The sequence below is a fragment of the Bacillus cereus group sp. N21 genome, from assembly GCF_016483395.1.
Lineage (GTDB): Bacteria > Bacillota > Bacilli > Bacillales > Bacillaceae_G > Bacillus_A > Bacillus_A pseudomycoides.
On sequence record NZ_JAEHBX010000002.1, the window covers coordinates 53,665 to 74,219 of the forward strand.

Consider the following 20,555-nt stretch of genomic DNA (forward strand, 5'->3'; position numbering starts at 1 on the left):
CATTTTCTTCTTATCCTTGTTAATTTGAGCGTTATTATGAAAACTATACCTTTTCACTAATAAAAATCTATGCATCGAATGTATTTTTATTTAACAAAAAAAGCCAGGAACCCTGGCTTTTTTACTTACTTCTGTTCTTGTATATTTTCTTGTTTTGAAGCTTCTTCTTTTGCCGCTTCTTTTTCTTGCTCTTCTTTTAGCAATACTTTTCTAGACAAGTTTACACGGCCTTGTTTGTCAATCTCGATAACTTTTACTGAAATCTCGTCACCGATTTTCACAACGTCTTCTACTTTACCTACACGTTCAAGTGCAAGCTCAGAAATATGAACAAGTCCATCTTTACCACTAAATAATCCAACGAAAGCACCGAATTTTTCAACGCGTTTTACTTTTCCTAAGTAAATTTCGCCTACTTGTACTTCACGAACAATATCTTCGATGATTTTCTTCGCCTTTTCATTCATCTCTTGATCAATAGAAGAAATAAAGACTGTACCATCTTGCTCAATATCAATTTTCACGCCAGTTTCTTCAATAATTTTGTTAATTTGCTTACCGCTCGGTCCAATAACATCACGGATTTTGTCCGGATTAATTGTCATTGTAATAATTTTCGGAGCATACGCAGATAACTCTTTACGAGGCTCGGCAATAGCAGATAGCATATGATCTAGAATGTGCATGCGGCCAACTTTCGCTTGTTGTAATGCTTCCTCTAAAATTTCACGAGATAAACCAGCAATTTTAATATCCATTTGTAGCGCTGTTACACCTTGAGCTGTACCTGCTACTTTAAAGTCCATATCACCTAAGTGATCTTCCATACCTTGGATATCAGTTAAAATTGTGTAGTGCTCACCAGACTTCACAAGTCCCATTGCAATACCAGCAACTGGTGCTTTAAGTGGAACACCTGCATCCATCATAGCTAACGTACTTCCACAAATACTTGCCTGTGAAGTAGAACCATTTGATTCTAATACTTCTGATACAAGACGAACTGTATACGGGAAGTCTTGCTCAGATGGAATAACTGGTTCAAGCGCACGTTCACCTAATGCACCATGACCGATTTCACGACGACCAGGTCCACGCATTGGTCTTGTTTCTCCAACACTAAAGGATGGGAAGTTATAGTGATGCATAAAACGTTTTGATTCCTCTACACCAAGACCGTCTAAAATTTGCACATCGCCTAATGCACCTAACGTACAAATACTAAGCGCTTGTGTTTGTCCACGTGTAAATAAACCAGAACCGTGCGTACGAGATAAAATACCTACCTCTGATGCTAAAGGACGGATTTCATCACCTTTACGTCCATCCGGGCGGATTTTTTCAACTGTAATAAGACGACGTACTTCTTCTTTTACAATTTTATATAAAATCTCATTTACTTGTCCTAATGTTTCTCCATCAGCTTCATTTGCTTCATAGTGCTCAATCACACGCTTTTTCACTTCGTTAATTGCATCTTCACGTGCATGTTTTTCATGTACTTGAATCGCAGCATGCATATCTTTCTCTGCCATTTCGCGTACATCTTGATTGATTGTAGCATCTACTTCATATAATTTCACTTCTGTTTTTTCTTTACCAACTGCTTGTACAATCTCTTCTTGGAAAGCAACTAAACGTTTAATCTCATCATGACCGAACATAATCGCTTCTAACATTATTTCTTCAGGTACTTGATCAGCCCCTGCTTCTACCATGTTAATTGCATCTTTTGTCCCAGCTACAACAAGGTGAATATCACTTTTTTCTTGTTGTTCTACCGTTGGGTTAATAATGAATTCGCCGTCGATGCGACCAACTGTTGCACCAGCGATTGGTCCTTCAAATGGAACATCTGAAATCGATAACGCTAATGAAGAACCAAGCATAGCTGCCATCTCAGAAGAACAATCTTGGTCAACACTCATAACGATGCTGACAACTTGCACTTCATTACGGAAGCCATCTGCGAAAAGTGGACGAATTGGTCGGTCAATTAAGCGACTTGCTAAAATTGCTTTTTCACTTGGACGACCTTCACGTTTAATAAAACCGCCTGGGATTTTTCCGACTGCATATAAACGTTCTTCATAGTTTACTGTAAGTGGGAAGAAATCTACATTTTTTGGCTCTTTTGATGCAGTTGCTGTAGATAGAACCGCTGTGTCGCCATATCTTACTAATACTGCCCCGTTTGCTTGTTTTGCAAGCTGGCCTGTTTCAATTGTTAGCTGACGACCAGCTAAATCTATCGAGAAGACTTGCTTTTCTTGACTCATTTAAGTACCCCTCTCAATTTAAAATATTCAATTCTTCTATGTAAATGGATAATATATCACAATATTCTTCCTCTAGTATTACCGAAATTTAAGTAAGCTATTAAGAGTAAAAGATATATTTTTACCTAACAAAAAAGCGGGAATATTCCCGCTTCTTTGACTATCGACGTAAGCCAAGCTTTGTGATTAATTCACGGTAACGTGTGATATCGCTATTACGAAGGTAAGTAAGTAAGTTACGACGTTTACCAACCATCTTTAATAGACCACGACGTGAATGATGATCTTTCTTGTGAGTACGTAAGTGCTCGTTTAGAGTGTTAATTTGCTCCGTTAGGACAGCAATTTGAACCTCTGGAGAACCTGTATCAGTCTCATGAGTTCTAAATTGTGCAATGATTTCATTTTTACGCTCTTGTGTTAAAGCCATCCTATTTCACCTCCTAATAATTAAACCCCCAATTACCTAGCAAGCGTCGGTGAGTCGCAATGCCAAGCAATGGTTGTCATAAAGTACATAACATAGAATACTACTTTTCATTGGAAAAAGCAAGTATATTCTTTGTTGTGCTAAAATATTCTTGTGCTGTTTTTTTATCTTTGGCAATTTGAGCAACTAACTCATCGATGCCATTAAACTTTTTCTCTTCTCGAATACGCATGTGCCATTCAACAGTAACAACCTGATCATATATATCCTCATTAAAATGGAATAGATGTACTTCAATAGACAGATTACGCTCATCATCTTTAAAAGTTGGTTTATAACCGATATTACATACACCATCATGCCACTCACCATGAACTTTTAATCTTACTGCATACACACCAACAGGCGGCAGAAGATACTCCTCACTTAAAGCTACATTAGCTGTTGGAAAACCAATTTGACGTCCCCGTTTATCTCCGTGAACAACCATTCCTTCTACTGTATAAGCTCTACCTAAAATAGATGGGATTTGTTCCATTTCTCCATTTCGAATCAATTTTCGTAATGCTGTGGAACTTACTTTTTCTTCTTGAAATTCAACTTTTTCAATCACGGTCTGTGTAAACTCCCCTCTTGCATGAAATGGTAAAGTCTCCATCGTCCCTTTTCCTAAACGTCCATATGAATAATCAAATCCTGCTACTACATGCTTTACATTTAGCCCAATAATATATTCATCTACAAACTGTTGTGGTAACAATCCAGCAAATGATTCATCGAATTTCACCACATATAACATATCAATCCCTAGGCTTGCAATTACTTTTTCTTTAATACGTAGCGGTGTAATATACTCCACATGCGCTTCCTTTTTCCCTAAGACAACAGATGGATGTGGATGAAACGTTATGACAGCACTTTTACATCCTCTTTCATCCGCTATTTTTTTTGCTGTGCGAATCACACGTTGATGCCCTAAATGAATGCCATCAAAAAATCCTAATGCCATTACAGTAGGTGGTAATTCTATTTTATTTTGTTCATGTGGATGAGTTAAATGAATGAGTTTCACGCTTGAATTCACCTTTTTCTGTAATAATCCTTCCAATAATTCATTATAGCTTTAGTTCCTGATTATTCACAAGTACTTTCATTGGCTTTAACATGCCAGGGCGTTTTGGATGATGTTCGTAAATTGCTAAGCAACGTTCATTTTTATCAAATACTGTAATAAACGGCGCTGTCACTTGCAGTTCATTCTTTAAAAACATACCATTTTTTATTTTTTCCGCTTGTTTTTCATCTACAACCATTTTTGGAAATTTACTTAACGCTTCATCGATTGAGATAAAAATAGACTCTACTGTTCCATTTTGCATGTTTTCTTCAATTTCTTCAAATGATATGCAATCTTCTAACAAAAATTCTCCTGAAGCTGTTCTCACAAGATGTGACATATGTGCTGGGAATCCTAACTTTTCTCCAATCATAACCGCTAATGTTCTCACATACGTTCCTTTGCTACATGTAACGCGGAAGCGAAATGAAATATTCTTCCCTTCAAATACCTCACGATCATCAAGTAACACAAATTCATGAATTGTTATTACACGAACTGGACGTTCAACTTCTTGCCCCGCTCTTGCGTATTCGTATAGTTTCTTTCCGTTTACTTTTACAGCTGAATACATAGGAGGTACTTGCTCAATTGTACCCGTTAGTTCCGCTAATACAGTTTCCACTTCCGCACGTGTAATTACACGATTTACATCCTGTTTTTCCACTACTTCACCAGAAGCATCTTCAGTCGTTGTCGAAAATCCTAGTGTAACTTCACCTTCATATGTTTTTGTTTCACTTGTTAAAAATTGCGCAATCTTTGTAGCGCGCCCTACACAAATTGGTAATACTCCTGTTACATCTGGGTCTAATGTCCCTGTATGGCCAATTCGCTTTTCACGCAATATCTTTCTTAACTTAAATACACAATCGTGTGATGTCATTCCTTTTGGTTTATGTAATAATAATACACCTTCCATATGTTCACCTCATCGTTATACTTTTGTAGATGATGTTCAAAAAATCCGGTAAAGGTAGCTATCCCATTTCTTCGCCTGCGTCGCCAGTCCGGTACTGATGTAGGCCCCCCTAGCTTCTGTTCCTCAAAATGGTGGACTCTCTTTATCCTCCTTTTTGAACATGCACTTGTATGCAAAACTTACTTTCCATTGAAAAAATGGATAGACAAATGTCTATCCATTATTCTTCACGTTTACCGTCTTTATTAATTTCATGTAAAAGCGTATCAATTCTATGTCCATAAGCGATAGACTCATCAAATTCAAAGGTAATTTCAGGTGTTTTACGAAGACGAATACGCTGCCCAATTTCAGCACGAATAAATCCTTTTGCCTTCGCTAAGCCTTTTAATGTATTTTCTTTCTGTTGTTCGTCTCCTAAAACAGAAATATATACTTTGGCAATCTGTAAATCCCCACTTACTTGCACATCTGTTACCGTCACAAAACCAATACGTGGATCTTTAATTTTGCGACTGATAATTTCGCCTAGTTCTTTTTTCATTTGCTCGCCCACGCGATTTGCACGTAGCTTCATAACTAATCACCTCATTCAATACCATTCCAATTGTGTTATCGTACGTTCAATCTCAGGAAACGAGTCAACATACGCAAGTACACGATTCATTTCTTTTTCGCAGACAACACGATTTGAGGATACGGAAACGATTGCAATTTCTGTACGTTGCCATACATCCTGGTGTCCAACTTCTGAAACAGATACATTGTACCTTTGTTTCACACGAGTTAAAATACGCTGTAAAATTGCTCGTTTCTCTTTTAAAGAATGCACATCATAAATCATACACTCAAATGAGAGTGAAGCGATAATCATCGCTTCACTTCTTCCATAATGTACGCCTCAATGATGTCCCCTTCTTTAAGATCATTATATCTTTCAATTGTGATACCACACTCATAGTTTTGTGCAACTTCTTTTACGTCATCTTTGAAACGTTTTAACGTATCAAGCTGTCCTTCGAAAATAACTACGCCATCACGAATGATACGTACGCCGCTATCACGTGTGATTTTACCATCAGTTACATAACAGCCTGCAATTGTTCCAACTTTAGTAACTTTGAATGTTTGACGAACTTCTGCTTGACCAATTACTTTTTCTTCGAATTCAGGATCCAGCATACCTTGCATTGCTGCTTCAATTTCTTCGATTACTTTGTAAATAATGCGGTGTAAGCGAATATCAACATTTTCTAATTCAGCTGTACGTTTCGCGTTTACATCAGGACGTACGTTAAATCCAATCACGATTGCATTTGATGCAGAAGCTAAAATAATATCAGATTCTGTAATTGCACCTACGCCTGTGTGAATGATTTTTATTTTTACGCCTTCAACATCAATTTTGCGAAGTGATGCTGCCATTGCTTCTACAGAACCTTGTACGTCCGCTTTCACAATTAAGTTAATTTCTTTCATTTCGCCTTCTTGAATTTGTTGGAATAAATCTTCAAGGCTTAATTTAGATTTTTCACCACGTTGTGCAAGCAATGCTTGTTGTGCACGTGATTCACCGATTTGGCGTGCTTTCTTCTCGTCAGCAAATGCCATAAAGCGATCGCCTGCTTGTGGTACTTCATTTAGACCTGTAATTTCAACAGGAGTAGACGGACCAGCAACTTTCACACGACGACCAATATCATTTACCATCGCACGAACACGTCCGAATGATGTACCAACAACAATTGGATCTCCTACTCGAAGTGTACCGTTTTGCACAAGTAATGTTGCGATTGTTCCTTTACCTTTATCAAGCTGTGCTTCGATTACAGTACCAGCTGCATAGCGATTTGGATTTGCCTTATATTCTTCTACTTCACTTACAAGAAGAATCATTTCTAACAGGTTGTCAATTCCTTCGCCTTGAATTGCAGAAATTGGTACGAAAATTGTATCTCCGCCCCAAGCTTCTGGAACTAATTCGTACTCTGTTAACTCTTGCATTACGCGGTCTGGATTTGCTGATGGTTTATCCATCTTATTCACAGCAACGATAATTGGTACTCCAGCTGCTTTCGCATGGTTAATTGCTTCAACTGTTTGTGGCATAACACCGTCATCAGCTGCAACAACAAGAATTGTAATATCTGTTACTTGTGCACCACGTGCGCGCATTGTTGTAAACGCTGCGTGACCTGGTGTATCTAAGAACGTAATTTTTTTGTCATTTACTTCAACTTGGTATGCACCAATATGCTGTGTAATTCCACCAGCTTCGCCAGCAGTTACTTTTGAATTACGAATAGAATCAAGCAGTGTTGTTTTACCATGGTCAACGTGTCCCATAATTGTAACAACCGCAGGACGTTCTTTTAAGTTTTCTTCATCGTCTTGCTCGTCCATGAAAGTTTCAAATTCTGTTTCGCTAACAATCACTTCTTCTTCTACTTCAATACCGTAATCACTAGCAATTAGCTCAATTGTATCTTTATCTAAATCTTGGTTAATTGTCGCCATAATACCTAGCATAAAGAGCTTTTTAATAAGTTCAGATGGCTCTTTTCCTAGTTTTTTTGCAAGTTCACTTACTGTAAGAGAACCGGTGAAAGTAACTTTATCCGGTGTCTCTACTGTTTGTGTTGGTTGTCTTCCAGCAAAGTTTTCTTGACGTTTGTCTTCATTTCCTTTGCCTTTTTTCTTCTTCTTATTGCTGTTCTTTTTGCTGCGAACAACTTTTTCTTCTACTTCAAACTCATCTGCAACAGAAGGTTTTTCTGCTCCAGTATTATATTGATTATCTAAATTATTTACTACTTCATCGTCTAACATTGTCATATGATTGGAGACCTCAATATTCATTTCTTTTAGTTTTGTAATAATATCTTTACTTGAGACATTGTGTTTCTTCGCATATTCATACACTCGAATTTTACTCATACCTTCACCCCCGGTAAGTTGTATCGAGCATGCTACGCAGCTTTTTCGCAAAGCCCTCATCTAACACGGCTACAACGACTCGCTCATCTCTCCCAATCGCATGCCCTAATTGTTGTCGATTTTCGACTTTTTTCATTGGTACGTTGTAGTACGTTGTTTTATCAGTAATACGTTTTGTTGTGTTCGCTGACGCATCTTCAGAAAGCAATACAAGCTTTGCTTTGCCACTTCGTACCTCTTTTAAAACGAGTTCTTCACCCGAAATTATTTTTCGAGCACGGTTTGCTAGTCCTAAAAACGATTTCCAATCGGACACTTATTTCGACTCCTTCTCAACAAGCTCAAGGAGCTCTTCATAAAGAGAACTGTCGACCTTCGCTTTTAGATGATGTTCCAAAATATTTTTCTTTTGCGCTTGGATGATGCATTCCTTGTCTTTTGACAAATATGCACCACGTCCTGATTGCTTTCCAGTTAAATCAATAGACACTTCGCCCTCTTTGGAACGAACAATGCGAACGAGCTCGCGTTTTGATTTCATTTCTTGCGTTGCAATACATTTTCGTAACGGAACTTTTCGATTGCTCATACTCATCACCTCTATTCGATTTCATCTTCAACTGAATCGAATGCGATCATGTTGTCTTCTTCTGTTACAATGCCAAGTTGCTTCGCATCAGACTCGCTCTTAATATCAATTTTCCAGCCTGTTAATTTTGCTGCAAGACGTGCGTTTTGTCCACGTTTACCAATTGCTAATGAAAGCTGATGGTCTGGAACAACAACAGTTGTTGCTTTTTCCTCTTCATTCACAAGTACTTTTACAACTTGTGATGGGCTTAAAGCATTTGCTACATATTCAATTGGATCATTCGACCAGCGAACAATATCAATCTTTTCACCTTTTAGTTCATCTACGATGCGTTGTACACGTTGACCTTTTGGACCTACGCAAGAACCTACTGGATCAACATCGATATTCTCTGCATATACAGAAATTTTAGAGCGGTCGCCTGCTTCACGTGCTACCGAACGAATTTCTACAGTTCCATCGTAAATTTCCGGCACTTCAATTTCAAATAAACGTTTTAAAAGACCTGGATGTGTACGTGATACATAAATTTGTGGTCCTTTTGTCGTTTTTTCTACTTTTGTGATGAACACGCGAATGCGATCATGTGGTTTATATTGTTCGTTAGGCATTTGCTCACTTACTGGTAGTAGTGCTTCTACTTTTCCTAAGCTTACATAAATAAAACGAGCATCTTGACGTTGTACAATACCAACCATGATGTCTTCTTCACGATCACTAAATTCTGAATAAATAACACCGCGTTCCGCTTCACGCACACGTTGTGTTACAACTTGTTTTGCAGTTTGTGCTGCAATACGACCAAAATCTTTTGGCGTTACTTCAATTTCTAATACATCGCCATCTTGATAGTTCGGATTGATTTGTCTTGCTTCTTCTACAGAAATTTCAAGACGTGGGTCAAACACATTATCAACAACGTCTTTACGTGCTAAAACTTGAATTGTTCCCACTTCTGGATTAAAGCTAACACGAACGTTTTGTGCTTGGTTAAAATTGCGTTTATAAGCAGAGATTAAAGCTGCTTCAATCGCATCAATAATAATATCTTTGCTAATACCTTTTTCTGATTCTAATACGAGCAAAGCATCTAACAACTCAGTGCTCATGAAGATCCCCCTTCTTACTAAAACGTAACAGCAAGTCGCGCATTCGCAACTTTGTCCATTGGAATTTGAATTTCTTTTTTACGTGTTTTAATTGTTAATAGTAGTGTAATTGTTGTACCATCGTAGGATAGTAGCTTTCCTTCAAACATCTTTTCACCATCGATCGGCTCATATGTTTTAATTGCCACTTGCTTTCCTACCGCTTGCTGGAAGTCTTTTTCTTTCTTTAATGGGCGTTCCGCTCCAGGAGATGATACATCCAAAAAGTAAAGATGAGGAATTGGATCCTCTTTATCTAAAGCTTCGCTTAAACGTTCACTTACCGCTCCGCATTCTTCAATGTCTACTCCTGTCTCTGAATCGATGGATACGCGTAGGAACCAGTCTTTTCCTTCTTTCACATATTCTACATCTACAAGTTCAAGATTTAACTCTTCAACAATCGGCTGCGCAAGTGCTTCAACAACTTCTGTGACTTTCTTATCCATAAACAGCCTCCTTTCTGCCGCCATGTACCATTTGAAAGAAAAAATCCGCCCTATTTAAAACGGTCTATCTTATTCTTTCTTGTTAGCTAACAAAAGCCCCTGCCATTAAGCAGGGAATATCTGTCTTAGTATTACCAAATTTAAGAAGTAAAACTTGTAACAAAATATGTATATACGACAGAAATGTCTCACCTACATCCATAGATAAAACATAGATAGTAACACGAAAGAGTGGGTTTCCCCACTCTTCTTTTCGCAAAATATACATGACATGGTTATCTCGGTTAATAGTATACCATAGCAAATAACGATTTGCAAAGATTTTTCCTGCCTGTTAGAACAGTGATAATTGGTTTTTATCCGGTAGATCTCCTAAACAACCTTGGCTATCTAAATACTCAATGATTGTTCTAGAAAGCTTACTACGTTGTTGCAAATCTTCTTTTGATAAAAACTCACCATTTCCACGTGCTTCCACAATACTTAAGGCCGCATTTGTACCAAGACCAGGTATCGCATTAAATGGAGGAATTAACGTATCTCCATCAATAATAAAGTCAGTTGCATGTGAACGATATAAATCAACCTTTTGGAATGAATAACCACGTTCACACATTTCAAGTGTCATTTCTAACACTGTTAGTAAACTTTTCTCTTTCGGCGCTGCATCCAATCCTTTTTGCGCAATTTCATCAATTCTTGCACGGATTGATGCCGAGCCTTTGACCATCGCATCTACATCAAAATCATCTGCACGTACTGTAAAATATGCTGCGTAGAACAAGAGTGCAAAGTGTACTTTGAAGTAAGCGATACGTACAGCCATAAGTACATAAGCAGCCGCATGGGCCTTAGGAAACATGTACTTAATCTTTTTACAAGAATCAATATACCAACTAGGTACATTGTTATTACGCATTTCCTCTTCCCACTCTTCTGGTACACCTTTACCTTTACGCACCGATTCCATGATTTTAAATGCTAAGGATGGATCTAATCCTTGATAAATCAGATAGACCATAATATCATCACGACAACCGATAACTTCACTCAGTGTACATGTACCGTTATAAATGAGTTCGTTAGCATTACCAAGCCATACGTCTGTACCATGGGATAGTCCAGAAATTTGGACAAGTTCTGAGAATGTTGTTGGCTTTGTTTCCTCTAACATCTGCCTTACGAATTTTGTACCAAACTCCGGTATACCTAGTGTACCGGTTTTACAATTAATTTGTTCTTCTGTTACACCTAAAGATTCTGGCCCAGAGAAAATCTTCATTACTTCTGGATCATCTGTTGGTATTGTTTTTGGATCCACGCCACTTAAATCTTGCAGCATACGAATAACGGTCGGATCATCGTGTCCCAGAATATCCAGTTTTAATAAATTATCATGAATAGAATGGAAGTCAAAGTGTGTCGTTCTCCATTCTGCCCCTACTGAATCGGCTGGGAATTGAATTGGTGAAAAATCAAAAATATCCATGTAATCGGGCACAACAATAATTCCGCCTGGATGCTGCCCTGTTGTGCGTTTTACACCAGTACAACCAGCAACAAGACGATCAATTTCTGCATTTCGAATGGTTAAGTTATGATCAGATGCATACCCTTTTACATAACCATAAGCTGTTTTCTCCGCAACTGTACCGATTGTTCCAGCACGGTATACATAGTCCTCACCGAACAGTACTTTCGTATAGTTATGGGCACGTGGTTGGTACTCTCCGGAGAAGTTCAAGTCAATATCGGGAACCTTATCCCCTTTAAAACCAAGGAATGTTTCGAACGGAATATCATGTCCATCTTTTACATACGGGATATTACATGTTGGACACTCTTTATCAGGTAAGTCAAAACCAGAGCCTACAGAACCATCATTAAAGAACTCTGATTGCTTACAATTCGGACATACATAGTGTGGCGGCAATGGATTTACTTCGGTAATTTCCATCATCGTCGCAACGAATGATGACCCTACCGATCCACGTGAACCTACAAGGTAGCCGTCAACCAGCGATTTTTTCACAAGCTTATGTGAAATTAAATAAATAACGGCAAATCCATGCCCAATAATACTTTTTAATTCTTTTTCCAAACGTGCTTCTACGATTTCTGGCAATTCTTCACCGTAGATGCTGCGTGCCATTTTATAACTCATGTCACGCGTTTCATCATCAGCACCTTCAATTTTTGGTGTATATAGGTCATCTTTTACTGGATGAACATCACCAATTAACGATGCGACCTTTTGTGTATTCGTCACAACAATTTCTTTTGCTTTCTCTTCTCCTAAGAATGAGAAGCAATCTAACATTTCATTTGTTGTACGGAAATATACAGGCGGTAATGAATGACGATTTAATGGATTTGCCCCGCCCTGCGAACTTACTAAGATTTTGCGATACATTGCATCTTCTGGATCTAGATAATGCACATTCCCTGTAGCAACAACAGGTTTATCTAACGTTTCACCTAATTTTACTAAGTTAGAAATAATTGTTTTTAACTGTCCTTCATCTCGAACGAGTTCACGTTCTACTAAATGACGCAACACTTCCGGAGGCATAACCTCAATGTAATCATAGAACTGCGCAATCTCTTCTACCTCTTCAGGAGCCTTTTGCATCATCGCTTCAAATACTTCACCCTTATCACAAGCAGTACCAACTAATATACCTTCGCGATATTTTTTTAATAAAGAACGTGGTACCCGTGGTACGCGGTAAAAGTAATTCAAATGAGAATATGAAACAAGCTTATATAAATTTTTTAAACCAACATCTGATGTTGCAAGTAGTGTCATATGACTTGGACGTCCACGTTTATACGCATCCCCTTGCCCCATGCTGTCATTTAATTGATCGTGATATTCAAAACCTTTTTCAATGACATCTTTTAACATTTTCACAAGTAAATAACCTGTTGCCTCTGTATCATAAATTGCACGGTGATGTTGCGTTAATTCAATATCAAGCTTTTTACACATCGTATTTAAACGATGATTCTTCATCTCTGGGAATAAAAATCTAGCTAACTCCAATGTATCAATAACTGGATTTTTCGGCTTGTCTAAGCCACATTTCTTAAACCCAACATTTAAGAATCCCATATCAAAACTTGCGTTATGGGCAACAAGTGTATGGTCACCCATCCATGATTCGAACTTTTTAAATACTTCTCCTACTTCTGGTGCATCCGTCAACATATCATCTGTGATACCTGTTAATTCAATAATTGTTGCTGATAATGGTTGATGCGGATTTGCAAAAGATTCAAAGCGATCGATAATTTCGCCGCCTTTCACTTTTACAGCGGCTAATTCAATAACCGTATCATATACAGCTGATAGCCCTGTCGTTTCAACGTCGAAAACAACGTATGTTTCATCTGCAAGTAGTCGATGAGTCTCATTATAAGCAATAGGAACACCGTCATTTACTAAATTGGCTTCTACACCATAAATGACTTTTACACCGGCTTTTTTACCAGCGGAATACGCTTCTGGGAAAGACTGTGCAACAGCATGGTCTGTAACAGCGATAGCCTCATGTCCCCATTTTCCAGCTTGAGCAACAAGCTTAGATACCGATGTAACAGCATCCATTTGACTCATTGGGGTATGCAAATGAAGCTCTACCCGTTTTTCTCCTTCAGGTGCTTTATCTTTACGAGAAGGCCCTGTTATTTCGTTAATATCGTTCGCAATCATTACTAAGTCACGAACAAACGTATCGTTTTGGACCGAACCTCGCGCTTTTACCCACATTCCTTTTTTTAAGGATTGCAGCATCGGAATATCTTCTTTATCACGTGAGAACATTTTAATCATAATAGAATCCGTATAATCCGTTATTTTTAACGTTAATAACGTACGTCCACTACGCAGCTCTTTTGTTTCCACATTGAAGACATAACCTTGAACAGTTTTTCTTCTTTCTTCATCTTGAATTTCGCGTAGCGGTGTAATCTCTTCATCAGGCTTAATAAGGTAACCGAGTACAATCGGCCCTTCATGTACAACATCACTTTCTTCAGCTTGCTTCTTGGCCATTTCTTCCATAGCTTGTATAACACGCTGACGATCTTCTTGCTGTGTTTGTTCACGAAATTTTTGAACTTCCTCTTCGTTTTGCTTTATATTTGTTTCAAGCTGAAAACGTGGAAATCCGAAAACTTCATATTGATCCCCTACCGACTTCGCAAGATTTTTCTTTAGCGCAGTAGATTCTAACTCATTATTCACATCAAGTAACAACTTTACTCCGTTTACATGCGGAAGTTGCTTTTTTAAATACGCAAACATAGGTGAAAAAGTAATTCGATCTGTACAAAGTGGCCAATATGCTTTGACCTCTTCTTCTGTAAATTGTTTATTCTCTGTTTCTAGTGCAAATGACGTTTTTGCAATATGTGAAAATGACTGCTTGAGCTGTGTTTCTAACAGTTCATATAATTCTGTTGGCAAAATACGTGGCACTTGTAAATCAAAATGCCAACTCTTATTTGCTTTATCAACAACTAGCCTTTGAATACCGCCACCTTGTAAATATTGATTGATAAGGTCTTCAGGCATTTGCAGCTGTTGGAGCAAAATTTGAAATCGCTCTTGTTGTTCGTTTGTTAATGACATAAGCAACCTCCTTCCATCTGCTATTATAAATTGAAACGTTCCGCAAAGAAAGATTTCTTCCTTTTAACTGATTATTTTTTATTTTACATAGAAATAGAAGGTACCTCACCTGGAGGTACCTCTTCTTATTTCAAAATATTAGCAATGTATGCATGAAGTTCTTCTACCTTTACTTCTGCAGATTCATTTGTAGCACGCACTTTTACTTCAACAATGCCTTCATCAGCTTTTTTACCAACTGTTACTCGAACTGGAAGACCAAATAAGTCTGCATCAGCAAATTTAACACCTGCACGCTCTGCACGATCATCTAACAATACTTCATAACCTTGTTCTTGTAATGAATTGTAGATCGTTTCACCTACTTCACGCTGTGCATCAGACTTCATGTTTACTGGAATTACATGTACATGGAATGGTGCAACAGCTTTTGGCCAAACCAAACCATTTTCATCGTTAAATTGCTCAGCGACTGCCGCAACTGTGCGAGATACCCCGATACCATAGCATCCCATGATAAGTGGCTTCGTTTTTCCATTCTCATCTAAGAACGTTGCATTCATTGCTTCGCTATAACGTGTACCTAATTTAAACACATGTCCAACTTCGATACCACGAGCAAAACGGATTGTCCCATTTCCATCTGGAGATTGATCTCCTTCTTGAATGAAACGTAAATCTGTATATTGACTCACTTTGAAATCACGCTCTGGATTTACATTTATATAATGGAATCCTTCTTCATTTGCACCACAGCAACCATTTACAATTGCTGCTACAGCATGGTCAGCAATGACTTCAATGTCTCCTGTTACACCAATTGGTCCTAAAGAACCAACTTCGCAATTTAACAGTTCTTTTACCTCTTCATGTGAAGCAAGTTCAACAACTGAAGCACCATAGACATTCTTCACTTTTACATCATTTACTTCATGATCCCCGCGAACAAGTACAACAACAAACTTTTCATCGACTTTAAAGACCATAGATTTGATGCAATTTGACGCTTCCATATTTAAGAATGCAGAAACCTCTTCAATTGCTTTTTGATCTGGCGTTGCTACTTTTTCAAGTGCTTTTTCTGCTTCATCGCTTTTTGCATAGGAAGCAACAACAGGTGCCATTTCAATATTTGCTGCATAATCAGATGTATCAGAATACGCAATTGTATCTTCTCCTACATCAGATAATGCCATAAATTCATGTGTATCTTTACCACCCATTGCTCCAGAATCAGCAATAACCGCACGGAAATTCAATCCACAGCGAGCGAAGATATTAGAATATGCTTGGTATAGGCCACTATAAACTTCATCCAAACTTTCTTGTGTCGCATGGAAAGAATAAGCATCTTTCATTAAAAATTCTCTTCCGCGTAATAAACCAAAACGGGGTCTTTGCTCGTCACGGAATTTTGTTTGGATTTGATATAATGTTAACGGTAGCTTTTTATAAGATTTAATTTCATCACGTACAAGGTCTGTAATAACTTCTTCATGCGTTGCTCCTAGTGCAAACTCACGATCATTACGATCTTTCATACGCATTAACTCAGAACCGTAAGAATACCAACGACCTGATTCTTGCCACAATTCAGCTGCTTGTAATGCTGGCATTAATAATTCTACAGCTCCTGCTCGTTCCATCTCTTCTCGAACAATACGTTCCACTTTATGCAATACTTTTAGCCCCAGTGGTAAAAAGCTGTAAATACCAGAAGCATTTTGACGCATGAATCCTGCACGAAGTAGCAATTGATGACTTTTAATCTCAGCATCGGCTGGTACTTCACGTAATGTAGGACTAAATACCATACTTTGTTTCATCTATTCGCACCTCTTTAATTTACTCTAATACGCAGTAAAACCCCCCACCTCAAATTAGGTGAGGGATTACGACTCTAAGAGTTTTATTCATTTCATTCACTATTCACAAAAAACATCGTGAATTTTATACTTACTACAAGTTTCACTTTATTTTACAAGAAAAATCTCCGAATGTCATTCCACGTTACAACTAACATAAGTAACATCAATAACGCAAAGCCAATAAAATGAACCATTCCTTCTTTTTGGCGATCAATTGGTTTCCCACGCAAAGCTTCAATTAAGAAGAAGAACAAGCGTCCTCCATCAAGAGCAGGAACCGGTAATAGGTTGAATAGACCAAGGTTTATGCTTAAAACAGCCGCCAAACTAAGAACACGAATAAAGCCATAATCTACTACTTGGTCTGTTAAATTATAAATTCCTACGGGACCTGATAAATCATTAATAGAAAACTGACCCGTCACTAGTTTTACAAGGGAATCAAAAATTAATTTTGTCCATGTATACGTCTGCTCAAAACCTGATTTAATAGAACCAAAAATAGATTTCTCTACAGGAGAGTATACACCAATTCTACCAACCTCTTCTTTCCCCTCTTTATCAGCTGATGGCGTTACTTTTACATTCAATTGTTCGCTGTCACGTTTTACATGAAGCGTAATTTCTTTATTTGGGTGTTCACGTACAATCGTGACAACATCTTTCCATGTATTCGTGTCTTTCCCATCGATTGCTTGAATCGTATCATCTTGTTTCAATCCTGCTTGTTCTGCAACACTATCCTTCATTACTTTCCCAACCATTGGCTTATCAACAGGAATACCTTGTACCAATCCAATGATAACAAAAATAACAAATGCAAGAATGAAGTTCATAGCAGGACCTGCAAAGATTGTTAATGCTCGCTGTCCTAGCGTTTTAGAACCAAATTGTCTGTTAAACGGGGCGATTTGTATTTCTTCTCCTGCTGAAACAATACGAGCTTTTTCACTCACACGGAATGTTTGCAATTCCTCCTCGTATTCTTCGTAACCAGCAATTGTGAGATTGTGTTCCAAATCAGCTTGCTCTACTTCAATCACGCGAACATTCGGATACTTTTCGCGCCCGTCTAAAACTAATTTCATAACTTCTTCGTTTTCATTTAACACGAGTCCAACTTTTTTTCCTGGTTTTAATTCAACCGTTTCTGCATCCTCACCAGCCATTCTAACATAGCCTCCAAGAGGTAGCAGCCGAACTGTATAAACTGTTTCATTCTTTTCAAATGAAAATATTTTTGGTCCAAAACCAATTGCAAACTCGCGACATAAAATACCCGCTCTTTTTGCGAAATATAGATGCCCTAGCTCATGGAAAAATACGAGTGCACCGAAAATTAATATAAAGGCAATCGCTGTATTCAATTCCATAACCACCTTTGCTAAATTTGTTCCATCACAAACCGTCTTGTGGCCGCATCAATTTCCTGAATTTCTTCTAAGCTCGGACGTGCAATGACATTGTGATGGTGCATTGCTTTTTCAATGAGGTCTTCTACTGTTAAGAAACCAATTTTCTTTTGTAGAAAGGCTGCTACAGCTACTTCATTTGCTGCATTCATAACAGCTGGCATGCTCCCGCCCATCTTTCCAGCTTCATATGCAAAACGTAGGCAACGGAAACGCTCTTGATTCATTTGTTCAAAATGCAGTGTTCCAATTTCCCATAAATTTAACTGTTTTGTATCTGAGAGAGGTAATCGATCTGGATATGTAAGTGCATATTGAATTGGTACACGCATATCTGGTGAGCCGAGCTGTGCCATTACACTACGATCTTCAAATTCAACCATAGAATGAATAATGCTTTCTTTATGTAAAACAACATCAATTTGCTCATAAGGTATGCCGAAAAGCCAATGCGCTTCAATTACTTCCAGCCCCTTATTCATCATTGTAGCAGAATCAATTGTAATTTTCGAACCCATTGACCAGTTTGGATGACGAAGCGCATCTTCCACAGTCACATGATGTAATTCATCTCTCGTTTTATCGCGGAAACTCCCACCTGAAGCAGTGATAATTAAGCGAGAAATTCGCTTTTCATTTTCTCCATTCAAACATTGAAAAATAGCCGAATGCTCACTATCTACTGGAAGTAACGGCACATTATGTTTGCGTGCAGCTTCCATTACAATATGTCCCGCAGTTACTAATGTTTCTTTGTTTGCAATTCCAATTGTTTTTTTCGCCTCAATTGCACGGAGTGTTGGTAACAACCCTACACTACCTACAACAGCATTTATTACAACTTCTGCACTTGGGTGAAGAGCTACCTCTAATAGTCCTTCGTCACCATATACTACTTTTGTATTTCCAGAAACTGATTGTAACCTTACAACATCTTCCTCTCTTTGTACAGAAACAAGCTGAGGAGAAAATTCTTGAATAACTTTTACTGCGTAGTCAATATTTTTCCCTACAGAAAAAGCAACGAGACGGAATTGGTCTGGGTGCGAGCGTACTACATCTAAAGTTTGCGTCCCTATTGATCCGCTTGCCCCTAATAAACTAATGTTTTTCATGACTCCAACCCCTCGTTTTATTATGAAATGAAATGTAAGAAGTGTAAAATCGGTAATACGAACAACCAACTATCTGTTCGATCTAAGATTCCACCATGTCCAGGTAAAATTGTACCTGAATCTTTCACACCGTAATGGCGTTTAAAAGCAGATTGTACTAAATCACCAAGTTGTCCAAAAATGGAGATTGCAATTGTAACAATTATTAACATCCCAACGTTCCCTTGAACTTGGAAAAACATATTGTATACAAAGGCAACGACAATCCCACAAACAATACCGCCTAGTGAACCTTCTATCGTTTTATTCGGACTAATTTCTGGCCACAATTTTCTTTTTCCGATTGCTTTCCCTATGAAATATGCACCTGAATCAGTTGCCCAAATGACAAATAACGCATAAAATACAAAATGGATTCCCGCTATTCTCGTTTCATTTAAATATAAGAATCCCATTGCAACATACGTTGTTGCCATAAGTAAAAAAGAAGCATTGTCAAAAGTAAATGTATTCTTTGAAAGGACTGTATATGATAAAAGTAATAAAACAATCACAAATGTGATTTCTAGTTTATCTAATCCAATCCAATTGAACACTCCTGATGCATTACTTGGAACTAAAATACTCCACAATAATAATGCGGCTAAAACTGTTGGCACCGAAATAAGTGTAAGCTTGTTCATACGAATTAATTCATATAATCCTATAGAAGCAAGTGCATACACTAAAACTGTAAAAGGCACGCCACCGTAAATTACGATGGGAATGAACAGCGCGGCAGCAATCACTCCAGTAATAATTCTCTGTTTCACTACCAAACCCTCTCTTTCTACACGCCTCCGAATCTGCGCCCTCTATGTTGAAAGTCTGTAATCGCATTTAGCAAATGTTCCTCGGTAAAATCTGGCCAATACACATCTGTAAACCAAAGCTCCGAATACGCAATTTGCCATAGCATGAAATTACTAATACGTAGCTCCCCACTTGTACGAATAAGCAAGTCTGGGTCAGGTAAAGAGCTTGTCATTAAGTATGAAGAAAGCATTTCTTCATTTACATCTTCTGAACGAACTTTCCCTTCTTCGCTATCTTTCATCATATGTTGCACAGCAGAAACGATTTCATCGCGACTTCCATAGTTTAACGCAAAATTGAGAATTAATCCCGTGTTCTCTTTTGTATCTTCCATGGCTTTTTCCATCGCTCTGCGCGTATGCGTAGGAAGACGATCTTTTTGTCCAATTACTCGAACTTGTACATTTTCTTCAATTAATTCTGGTAAAAATGCACCTAAAAATTCTTCTGGAAGCTTCATTAAATAATCGACTTCCTTTTTCGGTCTTTTCCAATTCTCAGTAGAAAAAGCATAAAGAGTCAGCACTTTCACATCAAGTTTACTAGCAAATTTCGTAATTTTTTTTACTACTTGCATTCCTTCATGATGTCCGGCAATGCGGGGCATTGCTCTTCTCTTTGCCCATCTTCCATTACCATCCATAATGATCGCAATGTGCTCTGGGATATGTCCCTTTTTCACTTTTTCAATGAGATGATCAAACGATGTGACCTTTTTACCTTTAAAAAAAGGAAACTTTTTAAACATCATTCATACCCTCCAACAAGCAGACGTATGCCTAAAAGTGTAAAAAG

At 38.0% G+C, this 20,555-nt stretch carries 17 protein-coding genes; all 17 read right to left on the minus strand.

Features of this window, described 5'->3' with window-relative positions:
• Nucleotides 1–125 precede the first annotated feature (125 nt).
• Nucleotides 126–2,279, minus strand: a complete 2,154-nt coding sequence (pnp, locus tag JDS96_RS01335; RefSeq protein WP_003199530.1) for a polyribonucleotide nucleotidyltransferase — start codon at nucleotides 2,277–2,279, stop codon at nucleotides 126–128.
• 160 nt (nucleotides 2,280–2,439) lie between these two features.
• On the minus strand, nucleotides 2,440–2,709 hold the full coding sequence (rpsO, locus tag JDS96_RS01340) for a 30S ribosomal protein S15 (protein WP_001229392.1): 270 nt from the start codon (nucleotides 2,707–2,709) through the stop codon (nucleotides 2,440–2,442).
• A gap of 100 nt (nucleotides 2,710–2,809) precedes the next feature.
• Complete coding sequence (gene ribF / locus JDS96_RS01345; RefSeq protein WP_018764701.1) at nucleotides 2,810–3,781, minus strand: bifunctional riboflavin kinase/FAD synthetase; 972 nt, start codon at nucleotides 3,779–3,781, stop codon at nucleotides 2,810–2,812.
• A 43-nt stretch (nucleotides 3,782–3,824) separates the two neighbouring features.
• On the minus strand, nucleotides 3,825–4,748 hold the full coding sequence (gene truB / locus JDS96_RS01350) for a tRNA pseudouridine(55) synthase TruB (protein ID WP_199665799.1): 924 nt from the start codon (nucleotides 4,746–4,748) through the stop codon (nucleotides 3,825–3,827).
• A 220-nt stretch (nucleotides 4,749–4,968) separates the two neighbouring features.
• Nucleotides 4,969–5,325: a 30S ribosome-binding factor RbfA gene (rbfA, locus tag JDS96_RS01355; protein ID WP_018764703.1), complete on the minus strand. Its 357-nt coding sequence runs from the start codon at nucleotides 5,323–5,325 to the stop codon at nucleotides 4,969–4,971.
• 15 nt (nucleotides 5,326–5,340) lie between these two features.
• Nucleotides 5,341–5,622, minus strand: a complete 282-nt coding sequence (locus JDS96_RS01360) for a DUF503 domain-containing protein (protein WP_018764704.1) — start codon at nucleotides 5,620–5,622, stop codon at nucleotides 5,341–5,343.
• A complete protein-coding gene (gene infB / locus JDS96_RS01365) occupies nucleotides 5,619–7,685 on the minus strand; it encodes a translation initiation factor IF-2 (RefSeq protein WP_003199518.1) in 2,067 nt (688 codons plus the stop codon). The genes JDS96_RS01360 and infB overlap by 4 nt, the downstream gene beginning before the upstream one ends.
• A 4-nt stretch (nucleotides 7,686–7,689) precedes the next feature.
• On the minus strand, nucleotides 7,690–8,001 hold the full coding sequence (locus JDS96_RS01370) for a YlxQ family RNA-binding protein (protein ID WP_003199515.1): 312 nt from the start codon (nucleotides 7,999–8,001) through the stop codon (nucleotides 7,690–7,692).
• Nucleotides 8,002–8,274 (minus strand): RNase P modulator RnpM, encoded by a 273-nt coding sequence (gene rnpM / locus JDS96_RS01375; protein WP_199665800.1) that lies wholly within the window; start codon nucleotides 8,272–8,274, stop codon nucleotides 8,002–8,004. It lies immediately after the preceding gene.
• An 11-nt stretch (nucleotides 8,275–8,285) separates the two neighbouring features.
• On the minus strand, nucleotides 8,286–9,386 hold the full coding sequence (nusA, locus tag JDS96_RS01380) for a transcription termination factor NusA (protein WP_003199512.1): 1,101 nt from the start codon (nucleotides 9,384–9,386) through the stop codon (nucleotides 8,286–8,288).
• 17 nt (nucleotides 9,387–9,403) lie between these two features.
• On the minus strand, nucleotides 9,404–9,874 hold the full coding sequence (rimP, locus tag JDS96_RS01385; protein WP_018764706.1) for a ribosome maturation factor RimP: 471 nt from the start codon (nucleotides 9,872–9,874) through the stop codon (nucleotides 9,404–9,406).
• Nucleotides 9,875–10,208: 334 nt separating this feature from the next.
• Nucleotides 10,209–14,510 (minus strand): PolC-type DNA polymerase III, encoded by a 4,302-nt coding sequence (locus tag JDS96_RS01390; protein WP_098161181.1) that lies wholly within the window; start codon nucleotides 14,508–14,510, stop codon nucleotides 10,209–10,211.
• A gap of 125 nt (nucleotides 14,511–14,635) precedes the next feature.
• Complete coding sequence (locus tag JDS96_RS01395) at nucleotides 14,636–16,336, minus strand: proline--tRNA ligase (RefSeq protein WP_199665801.1); 1,701 nt, start codon at nucleotides 16,334–16,336, stop codon at nucleotides 14,636–14,638.
• 152 nt (nucleotides 16,337–16,488) lie between these two features.
• Nucleotides 16,489–17,745 (minus strand): RIP metalloprotease RseP, encoded by a 1,257-nt coding sequence (gene rseP / locus JDS96_RS01400; protein WP_018764708.1) that lies wholly within the window; start codon nucleotides 17,743–17,745, stop codon nucleotides 16,489–16,491.
• Between the two features lie 17 nt (nucleotides 17,746–17,762).
• The gene (gene dxr, locus JDS96_RS01405; protein ID WP_199665802.1) at nucleotides 17,763–18,905 is read right to left on the minus strand and encodes a 1-deoxy-D-xylulose-5-phosphate reductoisomerase; all 1,143 of its coding nucleotides are present in this window, start codon (nucleotides 18,903–18,905) and stop codon (nucleotides 17,763–17,765) included.
• 20 nt (nucleotides 18,906–18,925) lie between these two features.
• Nucleotides 18,926–19,717 (minus strand): phosphatidate cytidylyltransferase, encoded by a 792-nt coding sequence (locus JDS96_RS01410; RefSeq protein ID WP_018764710.1) that lies wholly within the window; start codon nucleotides 19,715–19,717, stop codon nucleotides 18,926–18,928.
• Between the two features lie 17 nt (nucleotides 19,718–19,734).
• A complete protein-coding gene (gene uppS, locus JDS96_RS01415) occupies nucleotides 19,735–20,511 on the minus strand; it encodes an isoprenyl transferase (protein WP_006095735.1) in 777 nt (258 codons plus the stop codon).
• Nucleotides 20,512–20,555: the final 44 nt, after the last annotated feature.